Annotated in this window: 10 protein-coding genes and 1 pseudogene; all 11 read left to right on the top strand. The window is 52.6% G+C overall.

What is annotated here, in order from left to right; translation table 11 throughout:
* Nucleotides 1–15 precede the first annotated feature (15 nt).
* The 11 genes and pseudogenes from rseP to truB all read left to right on the top strand — a co-directional run bounded on the left by rseP (nt 16) and on the right by truB (nt 14706).
* The gene (gene rseP, locus AWJ19_RS11980) at nt 16–1290 is read left to right on the top strand and encodes an RIP metalloprotease RseP (protein WP_068723966.1); all 1275 of its coding nucleotides are present in this window, start codon (nt 16–18) and stop codon (nt 1288–1290) included.
* Nucleotides 1291–1395: 105 nt separating this feature from the next.
* The gene (gene proS, locus AWJ19_RS11975; protein ID WP_068723965.1) at nt 1396–2844 is read left to right on the top strand and encodes a proline--tRNA ligase; all 1449 of its coding nucleotides are present in this window, start codon (nt 1396–1398) and stop codon (nt 2842–2844) included.
* A gap of 134 nt (nt 2845–2978) precedes the next feature.
* The gene (locus AWJ19_RS11970; protein WP_068723963.1) at nt 2979–7313 is read left to right on the top strand and encodes a PolC-type DNA polymerase III; all 4335 of its coding nucleotides are present in this window, start codon (nt 2979–2981) and stop codon (nt 7311–7313) included.
* Nucleotides 7314–7559: 246 nt separating this feature from the next.
* A complete protein-coding gene (rimP, locus tag AWJ19_RS11965; protein ID WP_082707846.1) occupies nt 7560–8027 on the top strand; it encodes a ribosome maturation factor RimP in 468 nt (155 codons plus the stop codon).
* Between the two features lie 26 nt (nt 8028–8053).
* Nucleotides 8054–9151: a transcription termination factor NusA gene (gene nusA, locus AWJ19_RS11960; RefSeq protein ID WP_068723961.1), complete on the top strand. Its 1098-nt coding sequence runs from the start codon at nt 8054–8056 to the stop codon at nt 9149–9151.
* 31 nt (nt 9152–9182) lie between these two features.
* Nucleotides 9183–9491 (top strand): YlxR family protein, encoded by a 309-nt coding sequence (locus tag AWJ19_RS11955; RefSeq protein WP_042177492.1) that lies wholly within the window; start codon nt 9183–9185, stop codon nt 9489–9491.
* Nucleotides 9484–9802 (top strand): annotated as a pseudogene (locus tag AWJ19_RS35800) (YlxQ family RNA-binding protein); the annotation flags it as partial. The gene AWJ19_RS11955 and the pseudogene AWJ19_RS35800, both read left to right, overlap by 8 nt.
* The gene (gene infB / locus AWJ19_RS11945; protein ID WP_068723959.1) at nt 9800–12427 is read left to right on the top strand and encodes a translation initiation factor IF-2; all 2628 of its coding nucleotides are present in this window, start codon (nt 9800–9802) and stop codon (nt 12425–12427) included. The pseudogene AWJ19_RS35800 and the gene infB, both read left to right, overlap by 3 nt.
* Before the next feature lie 18 nt (nt 12428–12445).
* Nucleotides 12446–12796 (top strand): 30S ribosome-binding factor RbfA, encoded by a 351-nt coding sequence (gene rbfA, locus AWJ19_RS11940; RefSeq protein WP_068723957.1) that lies wholly within the window; start codon nt 12446–12448, stop codon nt 12794–12796.
* 21 nt (nt 12797–12817) lie between these two features.
* Nucleotides 12818–13795, top strand: coding sequence for a bifunctional oligoribonuclease/PAP phosphatase NrnA (locus AWJ19_RS11935; RefSeq protein WP_068723955.1), 978 nt, complete (start codon nt 12818–12820; stop codon nt 13793–13795).
* Nucleotides 13792–14706, top strand: a complete 915-nt coding sequence (gene truB, locus AWJ19_RS11930) for a tRNA pseudouridine(55) synthase TruB (RefSeq protein ID WP_068723953.1) — start codon at nt 13792–13794, stop codon at nt 14704–14706. Before AWJ19_RS11935 ends, truB begins: the two co-directional genes overlap by 4 nt.
* Nucleotides 14707–14733 lie beyond the last annotated feature (27 nt).

The raw sequence follows: 14733 nt of genomic DNA, 5'->3' as shown, positions 1-14733 counted from the left end.
GGGGGAATGTTACGGATGGAAATGGTAAGGGTCGTTTTTTTAACGGTGCTTATGTTTTTTGTTCTGGTGACTGTCCATGAATGGGGACATTATTTTTTCGCCAAACGCGCCGGTATTCTTGTACGCGAATTTGCTATCGGTTTCGGCCCGAAACTGTTTTCTTATAGACGCGGTGAAACCCAGTTTACGCTTCGTCTGCTGCCTTTCGGCGGATACGCGCGGATGGCCGGGGAGGATCCCGAAATTGTAGAGATCGGCCAGGGGCAGATGATTGCGGTCAGGCTCGGGCAGGACAACAAGGTTAAGAACATCTATCTCGACTCGCTGGACACCCGCAGAAATGTAATCCGCGGTGAAGCGCAGTTTACAGACCTGGAGGATGAGCTGAAGATCCGCCTCGATGTAGACGGCGAGGTTATTACCTATGACGTGCATCCGCAGGCGATGATGATCAAAGGCGGCCAGCAGACCCAAATCGCCCCTAAAGACCGTCAATTCGGCAGTAAAACGGTCGGACAGCGCGCTTTGGCAATCGTAGCCGGACCGGTGATGAATTTTATTCTGGCTTTTGTCCTGTTTGCGCTGCACTTGCAGCTCGCAGGCATACCGATCGAAAATCCTACCGTGGTCAGAATCGGCGATATCAGTGCAGGCATGCCTGCGGAGGAAGCCGGATTAAAGGTAGGAGATATCGTAGTCTCAGTCAACGGCGAGCAAATCGGCGGAGATTATATGAAGATGATCGAGCTGACCTCGGCGTCCAAGGGTAAAGAGATGGACTGGGTGCTGCAGCGCGGCAGTGAAACCTACGAAGTGACGATGATTCCCCGGACCATGGAAGGGGAAGAAGGCGGCAAAGTAGGGATAACCCGGGATGTGGAGACACGCAAAGCCGGATTCGGTGAGACGATCAGTAAATCCGGTACAGCGATGGTAAGCACGACCGAACTGATATTCACAGGATTTAAGCGGCTGATCAACAACTTCAATATGGATGAAGTATCGGGGCCTGTAGGTACCTTCCAGATGACTGGACAGATTGCCATGCAGGGTATTGATTATCTCACCTACTGGGCGGCGATTCTCAGCCTGTACCTCGGGATCTTTAACCTGCTGCCGATTCCGGCACTTGACGGAAGCCGTCTGGTGTTCCTTGGGGTTGAAGCGCTTCGCGGCAAGCCGGTCGATCCGAACCGTGAGGGTATGGTCCATTTTGTAGGATTTGCCCTGCTGTTTCTGGTCATGATTGCTGTAACCTATAATGATATTTTGCGCCTGATTACAGGCTGATTTTTGATCTAACCCAAGCTGATTTATGGCGGACCCGCAAATGGCGGCCGGATGGCTCCGCAGCCAAGCTCTATTTTGCCGGGCAATTTAGGAGGATTTCAAGACATGGCTAAAGATAAGCAGTTCGTTACGGAAATAACGCCGCAGAGCGAGGATTTCTCGCGCTGGTATATCGATGTAATCAAAAAAGCGGATCTGATGGATTATTCGCCGGTCCGCGGCTGTATCGTGTTCAAACCGGAGGGCTATGAAATCTGGGAGCATATCCAGGAGGAAATGAACCGCCGCCTGAAGGCGACCGGTCACCGTAACGCCTATTTCCCGGTGTTCATTCCGGAGAGCTTTTTCCAGAAGGAAAAGGATCATATCGAGGGTTTCAATCCCGAGCTGCCTTGGGTAACAGAGGCCGGAGGTGATGTGCTGGAGGAACGTCTGGCAGTCCGCCCGACCTCAGAAACCATGTTCGGACACATGTATTCCAAATGGATTCAGTCGTACCGCGACCTGCCGGTGCTGATCAACCAGTGGGCGAACGTAGTACGCTGGGAAAAACGCACACTGCCGTTTATCCGGACCACAGAGTTCCTGTGGCAGGAAGGCCATACGGCGCATGAGAACGAAACCGAAGCTCGCGAAGAAACGATGCGGATGCTGGAGAACTACCGTGATTTTGTAGAGAGCTATCTGGCAATTCCGGTTGTTACCGGCCAGAAGACGCCTTCAGAGCGTTTTGCCGGTGCAGTGGACACTTATTCTATTGAAGCAATGATGAAGGATGGACGGGCTGTTCAGGCGGCCACTTCCCATTATCTCGGAACCAAGTTTGCCGAAGCGTTTGAAATTCAGTATCTGAGCCGCGAGAACTCGCTGGAGTATGTACACACTACCTCATGGGGATCTACAACCCGCCTGATCGGCTCGCTGATCATGGTTCACGGGGATGACCGCGGACTGGCGCTGCCGCCTAAGGTTGCTCCGACTCAGGTTATTATGATTCCAATCGGACCGCCTAAGACCCGTGAAGCGGTAATTGGCCGGACGGACGAGCTGTTCAAGCAGCTGAAGGATGCGGGAGTGCGTGTGCGTGTAGACGACCGTGCAGATCTGACCCCGGGCTGGAAGTTTAACGAATACGAAATGCGCGGTGTACCTGTTCGTCTTGAGCTGGGCCCGCGTGATATGGAAAACGGCGTCTGTGTACTGGTGTCCCGGATTACCGGCGAAAAGAAAGTCATCCAGCAGGATAATCTGGTGGAAGAAGTGCAGGCCATGCTGGAGCAGGTGCACAACGAAATGTTTGAGCGTGCGCTGAAATTCCGCGAAGACCACTTCTATTCCGTGGATAGCCTGGAAGAGATGAAGGCCTCGATGGAGGAGAAGCGCGGCTTTGCCCTGGCAGGCTGGTGCGGAACCGAAGAGTGCGAAGATAAAGTCAAAGAAGAAACGGGAGCGGGCAGCCGCAATATTCCGTTTAATCCGGCAGAGCAAAAGACTACCTGCATCTGCTGCGGCAAACCGGCCAAGCATACGGTTGTTTTTGCCAAAGCTTATTAAACAACAATCGATTATAATAGACAGTATCTGAATGCAGCTTCTGGCGAGAGGAGTCGGCGGGCCGAAAGAACCCAACACTTTGTCGACCCGGAAGCTTTTTACAATTTATCATTGTGTAAGTGGGTGGGGGAAGCATGGAACAGAACGCGGAGAGAAGAAAAAGGTTCGAGCTTCTGATGAAGCAGGGGGAGATTCCGCCTGCGCTGATTGATTCCTATTTCATGGACGGACAGATTGAGCGTGTAGAGATCAGCCGTGGTAATAAAGACTGGCATATTGTCATCGCCAAGGATAGTCTCGTCCCGGCACAGGCGTACCGGACCTTTTGTTTGAGAATGCGTGAGAAGCTGCAGCATATCGCCAAAGTCAGCTTCCTGTTTTTATATGATGAAAACAAGGTTGGCAGACAGGAGCTTGTACAGGAGTACTGGGGGCTGTTCATTGAATGGGTGCAGCGGGAGATCCCGTCGGTTAACGGCTGGCTGACCCGGTCTGCACAGGAGTTGCAGGACAGTACGCTTGTGCTCAGCCTGAATGACAAGATGTCACTGGAGCTTGCCCGCAAAAAGGGAATCGAGGCCGCCATTATTAAATTTTATGATAAATATTTCGGATTTCCGCTGAAAGTAAAGCTGCAGATTGCCGAGAATGAAACCAGCAAAGCGGATGCTTATGAGGAATTCCAGCAGAAGCTGCAGCAGGAGCAGCGTGAACTCGTGGAAATGATGATGATGACCAGCAGCGAACCGGAGGAGCCGGAGGACGAAACCGATCCGAATGAAGTGATCAAGCTCCAGGTTGGCTATGAAATCAAGGAGCAGGCAACACCGATTCTGCAAATTCAGGATGAAGAGAAGAAAATTACAATTCAAGGGACGATTTTTGGGCTGGAGAGCAAGGAGCTTCGCAACGGCAATACGCTGTTCACCTTCTGTATAACCGATTTCACCGATTCCCTGCAGATGAAGATGTTCGCCAAAACCAAAGAAGATCTGAAAATTATGAGTCAGCTGGCCAACGGTAAGTGGGTTAGAGCGCGTGGCAAGGTTGAGTATGACCGGTTCATGCAGATCCCTGAGCTGGTAATGATCCCGTCGGACTTGTCCGAGGTAAACGCACCTCCGGCCCGCAAAGACAATGCCAAGCAAAAACGGGTTGAATTCCACCTGCACACGACCATGAGCACAATGGATGCTGTTACGCCGATCGGAGAGTACATCAAAACGGCCGCCAAATGGGGCCATCCCGCCATTGCCGTTACCGATCACGGGAACGTGCAGAGTTTTCCGGAAGCCAACCATGCTGTCCATAAGCATAAAATCAAAATGCTCTACGGTGTGGAAGCCAACGTGGTCAACGACGCCGTAAATATTGTGGAAAATCCGCAGCCGATGGATCTCAAGACAGCCACCTATGTCGTATTCGATATCGAGACCACCGGTCTATCCATCACACGCAATAATATTACCGAGCTTGCTGCTATCAAAATGTGTGAAGGCAAGGAGATCGGCCGTTATACAACATTCGTTAATCCGCACGAAAAAATCCCGTACCATATCCAGCAGCTGACTAACATTACTGACGAAATGGTTAAGGATGCCCCGGATTTGGAACCGGTACTGAAGGAATTTGTCGAGTTCATAGGCGATGCTGTTCTGGTAGCTCATAATGCGCGGTTTGATATGGGCTTTATTCAGGCCTCACTGCTGAAGCTGGGCCAGCCGCAGCTGCCAAATCCTTCACTGGATACGCTGGAGCTGGCGCGGCTGTTGTTTCCGAGCATGAAGAATCACCGTTTGAACACACTTGCGGATAAATATAAAGTGCTGCTGGAAAGCCATCACCGGGCAGTTGATGATACCATTGCGCTCGGCGGTATTTTGACGGGCCTTCTGAATGATGCCGAGAAGCTGAAGAATCTGACCCGGCTGGAGCGGCTGAACGACTATGTTGGTAATGATCTGTCCAATGTCCGGCCATTCCACTGCGGAATCTATGCTCTTAATCCTATCGGCAAAAAGAACCTGTATAAGCTGATCTCCATGAGCCATACGGAGTACTTCAAGCGTGTACCATGCATCCCGAAATCGAAGCTTGAGCAGCACCGCGATGGACTGATCGTGATTTCCGGCTGTGAGCGCGGGGAATTTTTTGAGACAGTGCTCAACAAGACGGTAGAGGAAGCGATGGAGGTTGCCCAGTTCTATGATGTTCTGGAAATTCAGCCGCTGACCATGTATATGCATCTCGTGGATAAAGGGTTTGTGGCAACGGCTGAGGATTTAAGGGACGTTGTGCGCAAAATCTGTGAAATCGGCGAACAGATGAACAAGCCGGTCATTGCCACGGGCAATGTTCATTATCTGGAGCCCCGCCAAAAGCTGTTCCGTGACATCACGATCCACGGCATTACCGGCTTCAGTCCGCTTAAGGATCAGGTCAAGCCGGATGCCCATTTCCGGACAACGGATGAAATGCTAGCGGAGTTCGAATTCCTGGGTGCGGAAAAAGCGATGGAGGTTGTTGTCACCAACACCGTAGCGCTTGCCGAGCGGTTCGAGGAATATGATCTGTTTCCCAGCGAACTCTTTACACCGAATATTGAAGGAGCGGACGATGAAATCCGCAGCACCTGCTATAATACGGCCAAGTCCATTTACGGTGAGGATCTCCCGGAAGTCGTGGTGGCCCGCCTGGAAAAAGAGCTTGCGCCGATTATCAAATACGGCTTCTCGGCCAACTATCTGATTTCGGAGCGGCTTGTTAAAAAGTCGAATCAGGACGGATACCTCGTAGGTTCCCGCGGCTCGGTCGGCTCGTCTGTAGTTGCAACCTTCCTCGGCATCTCCGAGGTTAACCCGTTGCCGGCGCATTACATTTGCCTGAATCCCGAATGCAAGCATAGCGAATGGTTCCTGGACGGCAGCGTGCCGAGCGGTTTTGACCTCCCGGATAAAGCCTGCCCGAACTGCGGCGGCAGGCTGAAGGGAGAGGGGCAGGATATTCCGTTTGAGACCTTCCTTGGCTTCAAAGGGGACAAGGTTCCCGATATCGACCTTAACTTCTCCGGGGAGTACCAGCCCAATGCCCATAACTTTACCAAAACGATGTTCGGCCCGGATAACGTATTCCGTGCAGGAACGATTGGTACGGTAGCGGAGAAGACAGCCTTCGGCTTCACCAAGAAATATGAGGAGCATCACCAGAAGCGCTGGCGGGGGGCCGAGCTTAACCGTCTGGCTGCTGGCTGCACAGGCGTTAAGCGCAGCACCGGACAGCATCCCGGCGGTATCGTCGTTCTGCCGGATTATATGGAGATCGAGGATATTACACCGGTCCAGTTCCCTGCGGATGATGTAACAGCCGAGTGGAAAACGACCCATTTTGATTATCATGCCTTTGACGCCAACCTGCTGAAGCTTGATATTCTGGGCCATGATGATCCGACCATGATGCGTATGCTGCAGGATCTGACCGGCGTCGATCCGACGACCATTCCGATGAATGACCCGAAGGTTATGAGCATGTTTAACTCCACAGAGGCGTTAGGTGTGCGGCCTGAACAGATCCGTACCCCTGTGGCCACCTACGGTGTACCGGAAATGGGGACCAAATTCGTCCGGCAGATGCTGATTGAATCGAAGCCGTCCAGCTTTGCCGACTTGCTGCAGATATCAGGACTGTCACACGGTACCGGCGTATGGCTGGGCAATGCACAGGAACTGATCAAAAACAACACCTGCAACATTAAGACCGTAATCGGCTGTCGTGACGATATCATGCTCTATCTGATCTATAAGGCGGGTATGGATGCGAGCCTGGCATTTAAAATTACGGAAAGCGTGCGTAAAGGAAAAGGGCTGCCGCCCGAATGGATTGAAGAGATGAAGAAATGCAAGGTGCCGCAATGGTACATTGATTCCTGTCTGAAGATCCAGTACATGTTCCCTAAGGCGCATGCCGCTGCGTATGTAATCTCTGCAGTGCGGACCGCCTACTTCAAGCTGTATCATCCGATTGAATATTATGCGACCTACTTCTCGGTACGTGCCGCTGACTTTGACATCGAGCTCTGCTGCCAGGGCTATGAAGCGATCAACCGCCAGATCGGCGAGATCGAAGCCAAGGGCTTCCAGGCGCTGCCTAAGGAAAAAGCGATGCTGCCTGTGCTCGAGATGGCACTGGAGATGACGGCGCGCGGGTTCACCTTTAAGAACATCGATCTGTACCGTTCCGATGCGAACCGTTTTACCGTGGACGGCACCAGCCTGATTCCGCCGTTCTCCGCGCTTGCGGGAATCGGTGAGAATGCGGCGATCAATATTGCGGCCGCCAAGGATGCCGGCGAGTTCCTGTCGATTGAGGATTTCCAGCAGAAATCCAAAGCGAGTAAGACGGTTATCGAGCTGCTGACCGGGATGGGCTGCTTCCGCGGACTTCCGGAGAGCAACCAGCTGTCACTGTTCTAAAAATACCCCGCAAAGTGAACCGATGGCTCCGAAGAATCACCTGGTACTTTGCGGGGACCCCCGGAATATCAGCCGGGCAAAGCCTTGCCGGACAGGCAGTCAAGGGCTGGTACTTGTCAGTGCAGATGCACTATGGTATAATTTTTCTTGGTAATAATGAGATAAGTCCGTTGTGTAAAGAGTGGGGAAACCCACTCTTTATCTTTGGTATATAGCAAAAGACAAGTTCGTGGAGGTAATTTTCTTTTGAGCACATCCAAATCCAAAATCAAACAAACGGTAGAGCAGATGCTCGGGTCCTATCTTGAGGACAATGGTTTCGAACTGGTGGACGTTGAATACGTGAAGGAAGGTTCCAACTGGTTTTTGCGCATATTCGTAGATAAAGAAGGCGGCATCGATATCGATGACTGCGGCATGATCAGCGAATATTTCAGCTCAAAGCTGGATGAGAATGATCCGATCCCCGAGGCCTATTTCCTGGAGGTTTCCTCTCCGGGGGCTGAACGGCCGCTCAAAAAAGCAGCGGATGTAGCCAAAGCGGTAGGCAAGGACGTATATGTAACGGTTTATGAGCCGATTCAGGGCCTTAAGGAATTCGAGGGCCGTTTGGTCTCGTTCGAGAATGAGGAACTGCTCATCTCCGCGGGCAAAAAAGAACATGTTGTGCCGTATGCCAAAGTCGCCAGCGCGAGATTGGCCATTATTTTTTAACGTTTTGAAAGGGGGACCGGAATTTCATGAGTATGGATTTTATTGAAGCTATGAATGAACTGGAAAGGGAGAAAGGCATCAGCAAGGATGTGCTGTTTGAAGCCATCGAAGCTGCGCTGATCTCCAGCTATAAACGCAACTTCAATGCGGCGCAGAACGTGCGTGTGGATATGAACCGTAACACAGGTGTTATTAAAGTGTTTGCGCGCAAGATGGTAGTCGAGGAGGTTCTCGATGCCAGAACTGAAATTTCCTTGCCTGCCGCAAGGGAAATCAATCCGCATTTCCAGCTGGAAGATGTCGCCGAGCTTGAAGTAACACCGCGCGATTTCGGACGCATTGCCGCGCAGACTGCGAAGCAGGTCGTAACCCAGCGTATCCGTGAAGCGGAACGCGGACTTATCTATAATGCTTTTATCGATAAGGAAGATGATATTGTTACCGGTCTTGTCCAGCGGCAGGATATGCGCAACATCTACGTCGACCTCGGCAAAATCGAAGCTGTGCTTCCGCTCAGCGAGCTGATGCCTGGTGAGAAGTTCAAACAGAGCGAGCGGATCAAGGCGTATATCACCAAGGTGGAGAACACGACCAAGGGGCCGCAGATTATGCTGTCACGCAGCCACCCCGGCCTGCTCAAGCGTCTGTTCGAGCTGGAAGTTCCGGAAATTTTTGACGGAGTCGTTGAGATTCGTTCTGTTGCCCGCGAAGCAGGCTTCCGTTCCAAGATTGCTGTCTTTTCCCGCAATGAAGAAGTTGATCCGGTCGGTTCCTGCGTAGGTCCTAGAGGTACGCGTGTACAGACTATCGTGACAGAGCTGCGCGGCGAGAAGATCGACATCGTGCGTTACTCTGACGCGGTACAGGAGTATGTGGCCAATGCGCTCAGCCCGTCCAAGGTGCTTGAAGTTCAAGTCTTTGAAGCTGAGAAAATGGCCCGCGTTATCGTGCCTGACTATCAGCTCTCGCTGGCTATCGGCATCAAGGGCCAGAACGCCCGTCTTGCCGCCAAGCTGACCGGCTGGAAAATTGATATCAAGAGCGAGACGCAAGCGGAGCAGGAGTATGGCAGACCGAAAACGTTTAGCGATGAAATGCATCAGGATTCCGTCTCCATCGATTAATTTGGCTGTTGACTGACGGGGGGCGATTAGAATGAAGCAAAAGAAGGTTCCGCTGCGCAAATGTGTTGCCAGCCAGGAAATGATGCCCAAGAAAGAGCTGATCCGCGTAGTCCGCACACCGGACGGCGAAGTGATGATCGATCTGACCGGGAAGAAATCAGGACGGGGCGCTTACATCTGCGGCAAACTGGAATGCTTTAAACTGGCACAAAAAAACAAAGCGCTTGACCGTGCATTAAAGTGTCAGGTGAGTCCTGAAATCTATGCCCAGCTGGCCAGGGATTTTGCATCCGTAGAGGAAGAATTTCTAGCAGCAAAGGATAGTGAGGACAATGAGTAAAACCCTTTCTTATTTAGGGCTTGCGATGAGAGCAGGCAAGATTGTCACCGGAGACGAGGCTGTACTCAAGGCAGTGCGGTCCTCAGAGGCGAAGCTGGTCGTCCTGGCAGGTGACGCTTCAGATAATACCCAAAAAAAGTTTCGCGATAAGTGCGGAACCTACGATATTCCACTAGTAATCGCATTTCACCGGGATGAACTCGGTGCAAGTATTGGTAAGGACCAGCGCGTTGTGCTGGCCGTTACGGATAAAGGATTCGCGGAAATGATCTCCAGAACGCTTGGAGATACTGTCGGAGGTGGAGTTATTGACTAAAGAAGACAATAAGGATAAACTGCGCGTGTATGAATACGCGAAATCTCTGAATATGAGCAGTAAAGAAATTATTACAATTCTGAAGCGTTTGAATGTTCCTGTGAATAATCATATGAGTGTGATGGAGGACGGCTCCGTAAACAAAGTGGAGCAGTTCTTTAAGGATATCAAGTCAAACGCTGCAGCCAAGCGGGACACCGGCACCAGCAGCCGTCCGGCATCAGCCGGTACGGTAACCGCCGAACCCCAGAGTGCTCAGAATGCCAACAAAAATCAACCGGAAAAGCAGGTAGGTATGAACAGTAACCAAAACAACAACCAATCGACAACGTCACCTAGGCCCCAAAGCGGACAAGATTCCCGCAGAACCAACTCAGGCTCCACCCAGAATTCCCGCCCGCAAGGCAACCGTCCGCAAGGCGGAACCGGCGGCAACCGCCCTCAGGGCAGTTCCACTGGCGGTAACCGTCCGCAGGGCGGCTCCACTGGCGGTAACCGTCCGCAAGGCAGCTCCACTGGCGGCAACCGTCCGCAGGGCAGTAACGGCGGTGGTAACCGTCCACAAGGCGGCAGCGCAGGCAGCCGTCCGCAAGGACAAGGCGGCGGTGCTCCGCGTACCGGCGACCGTCCGCAGAGCAGTGCTCCGCGCACAGACAGCCGTCCGCAAGGACAAGGCGGCGGTGATTTCTCCCGCGGCGGAGACAGAGGTCCGAAGAAGAACACTTCCGGCGGCAGACCGAACAACAATGGCGGCCAGAAGCGCTTTGAAGACGGTAAAGGCGGCGGTAATTTCCGCAACAACCGCGGCGGCAAGAATAGCCGCGGCGGCAGAAACCAGCCGGTCGTACACCGTGAGAAGATTGACAACACACCGAAGAAGATTATTGTCCGCGGTAATATGACTGTCGGTGAAACAGCCAAGCTGCTCCATAAGGATGCTTCCGAAGTCATCAAGAAGCTGATCCTGATGGGCGTTATGGCGACCATCAACCAGGAGCTTGATATCGACACCATTCTGCTCTTGTCCGGAGAATTTGGCGTAGAAGTAGAAGTGAAGATCCCTGTGGACGAAGACAGCTTCGAAACAGTGGAAGAGAACGATTCCGAAGAGGATCTGCAGACCCGTCCGCCGGTTGTTACGATCATGGGTCACGTTGACCATGGTAAAACAACTTTGCTGGATGCGATCCGTTCAACGAACGTAACCGGCGGCGAAGCCGGCGGGATTACCCAGCACATCGGTGCGTATCAGGTGGAAATCAACCACAAGAAAATTACGTTCCTGGATACTCCGGGTCACGAAGCGTTTACCGCCATGCGTGCCCGCGGTGCACAGGTCACTGATATGACCATTATCGTTGTAGCTGCCGATGACGGCGTTATGCCGCAGACGGTAGAAGCGATTAACCACGCCAAGGCTGCCGGTCTGCCGATCATTGTTGCTGTTAACAAGATCGATAAGCCGGGTGCTGATCCAGACCGCGTGAAGCAGGAGCTTACTAATTATGAGCTGGTACCGGAAGAGTGGGGCGGAGACACCATCTTCGTTAACCTGTCAGCCAAACAGCGCATTAACCTGGAAGAGCTGCTGGAAATGATCCTGCTCGTAGCCGAAGTTAATGAGTACAAAGCGAACCCGGACAAACGGGCACGCGGTACTGTTATAGAAGCCGAGCTTGACAAGAACCGCGGACCGGTTGCCCGTATTCTCGTGCAGAACGGTACGCTGAAGGTGGGAGACGCATTTGTAGCAGGTAACTGCTTCGGTCGTGTCCGCGCTATGGTGAATGACAAGGGACGCAAAATCAAGGAAGCGGGACCTTCCACTCCGGTGGAAATTACCGGTCTGACTGAAGTGCCGCAGGCGGGCGATCCGTTCATGGCCTTCGAAGACGAGCGCAAAGCCCGTGCAATTGCCGACAGACGCTCCACAACCCAGCGCCAGTCCGAGCTGAACACAAATACCCGTGTTACACTGGATGACCTGTTCAAACACATCAAGGATGGCGAGATCAAAGACCTGAACGTAATCATCAAGGGTGACGTACAGGGTTCGGTTGAGGCGCTCAAGAGCTCCCTGGCGAAGATCGAGGTTGAAGGCGTACGCGTGAAGATTATTCACAGCGGTGCCGGCGCCATTACAGAATCCGATATTACACTGGCTGCAGCATCCAATGCCATCGTAATCGGCTTCAACGTCCGTCCGGACGCACAGACCAAAGCTGCTGCAGAGCAGGAGAAGGTTGATGTGCGCCTGCACAACATCATTTACAACGTAATTGAAGAAATCGAAAGTGCCATGAAGGGCATGCTCGATCCGGTCTTCAAAGAAAATATTATCGGTCATGCCGAAGTGCGCAACGTCTTCAAAATCAGCAAAGTGGGCAGTGTTGCAGGCTGTATGGTTACAGACGGCAAAATTACCCGCAATGCCGAAATGCGCCTGATCCGCGGCGGAATTGTTGTCTTCGAAGGCAAGATCGATACCTTGAAGCGCTTTAAGGATGATGCAAAAGAAGTGGCGCAGGGTTATGAATGCGGCATAACTTTGGAACGCTATAATGACCTCCAAGAGGGGGACATTATCGAAGCGTTCATCATGGAAAAGGTAGAGCGCTAAGCGAAGAGGTGAATACAAATGTCTAAAATCAGAGCAGGGCGGGTTGGCGAGCAGATCAAGAAAGAGCTGAGCCAGCTCATCCAGAGCGGATTAAAAGATCCGCGGGTAGGCTTTGTTACCGTAACCGGCGTAGACGTGACGAACGATCTGTCGCAGGCCAAAGTATACCTGAGCGTGTTCGGCGATGCGGAGCAGCAGAATGCCTCGCTCAAAGCGATTGAGAAGGCCAATGGCTTTCTCCGCTCTGAGCTTGGCAAGGCGATCCGCCTGCGCCATACGCCGGAGCTGATCTTCAAGATTGACGAATCCGTTGCTTACGGAAGTCATATCGAGAAGCTGCTCGGCGAGATCATGCACGAAGAAAGCTAGGAAACATAAAGGAGACGGCGAATGCAGAGCTATGAACAAAGTCTCCAGCAGACCCGTGAGTTTCTGCTGGAACACGACGATTATCTTGTAGTGTCGCATGTTCAGCCGGACGGAGATGCAGTCAGCTCCACCCTTGCGGTGGGCTGGCTTCTCTCATGTCTGGGCAAAAAATACACTATGCTGAATGAAGGTCCGATTCCTAAGCGGATGGAATATTTATGGCATGCCGGTGAAATCGTGAATCTGGCGGACGGTGAGCTGCCCCGCCAATACAGCAATATCATTTGCGTCGATTGTGCAGATTTTCAGCGTGTGGGCCTGACCCAGCGCTACTTTGCCAGCGATGCGCGCATCGTGAATATTGATCATCATCCAACCAATAACGGTTACGGCCTCGTTACGCTGATTAAGCCGGATGCTGCTGCGACTGCAGAAATTTTGTTCGACCTGCTGAAGACGTTTCAGGTGGAATGGGACCTTGATATTGCTACAGCCATTTATACCGGACTGCTGACAGATACCGGGGGCTTCCGCTACACGAATACTTCACCAAAGGTTATGGCGGCCGTTTCGGAGCTGCTGGCAATGGGTGTGAATGGCCCTGAACTGGCGGAGAACCTGCTGGAGGAGATGACGCTGGCTCAGGTCAAGGTGCTGAACCGGGCGCTTAATACCCTGCAGCTCTCGCCGGAAGGGGATATTGCCTGGCTGCATGTTACCCCGCAGGACATGATCGATTGCGGTGCAGCAAATGAAGATCTGGAAGGTATCGTCAATTATCCGCGTAACATCCGCGGGGTAGAGGTTGGCATCCTGTTCAAGGTAATAAATGAGCATGCGGTCAAAGCAAGCCTGCGTTCAGCCGGCAAGGTGGACGTTGCTGCACTGGCCCAGGTATTCGGCGGAGGCGGACATACCCGGGCGGCAGGAGCGCGTATCGACGGGACACTGGACGAAGCGGTTGCGCTGGTGCTTCAGGAGGTCAGACGCCATCTATGAGTGAGCTTAAAGGTGTACTCGCAGTCTTTAAGCCTGCAGGCTTTACCTCACATGATGTGGTCGCCAAAGCCCGGCGTATTCTTGGTATGAAGCGGATTGGCCACACCGGGACGCTTGATCCTCAAGTAACCGGGGTGCTGCCGCTGTGTCTTGGACGGGCTACGCGGGTAGTGGAGTACATACAGGAACTTCCCAAGGAATATGTAGCCACGCTGCGTCTGGGCCTGTCTAGTGATACGGAAGATATGACGGGAACGATTACGGAATCGGTGGATGAGGTCCGGGTAACCGAGGCTGAAGTGCTGGCTGTACTGGAATCGTTCAGAGGAGTTATTTCACAGGTGCCGCCCATGTACTCGGCGGTCAAGGTTGACGGCAAACGGCTTTATGAGCTTGCCCGGGAAGGCAAGACCGTGGAGCGCAAGAGCCGTGAAGTGGAAATCTATGAGATTGAAATGACGGATATGGTCTGGAACGGCAAATATCCCGATATTACCTTCCGTGTGCTTTGCTCGAAGGGGACCTATATCCGTACGCTTTGTGTGGATATCGGCCGTGCCCTGGGGATACCCGGTGTTATGGCGCAGCTTACACGTACGATGTCTGCCGGAATCTCTGCCAGCCACTGTCTGACACTGGAGCAGATTGCGGAATATAAGGAAGCCGGTACACTTCAGCAGCATCTGATTGCTGCGGATGAAGCCATCTCCCATTTGCCCCGGCATACGGTGACTGATGAGAAGAAAATGGCTGCCCTGCAGGGGCAGCGTCTCTCCATCCGTTATGTAACGCCTGAGGTGAAGGACAGCGGAGATTTCCGGCTGTACGACGGTGCAGGCGAGTTCCTCGGCATTTACAAGCTCGACGAGGCGGGAGCTATTGCTCCGGTCAAGGTATTCGCACAGCGCTAATTATTAATTTATTTGTGAATTGTAGGT

The sequence above is a fragment of the Paenibacillus sp. DMB5 genome, assembly GCF_001517085.1.
Lineage (GTDB): Bacteria > Bacillota > Bacilli > Paenibacillales > Paenibacillaceae > Paenibacillus_AQ.
This window is presented reverse-complemented; position numbering and strand designations above follow the sequence as displayed.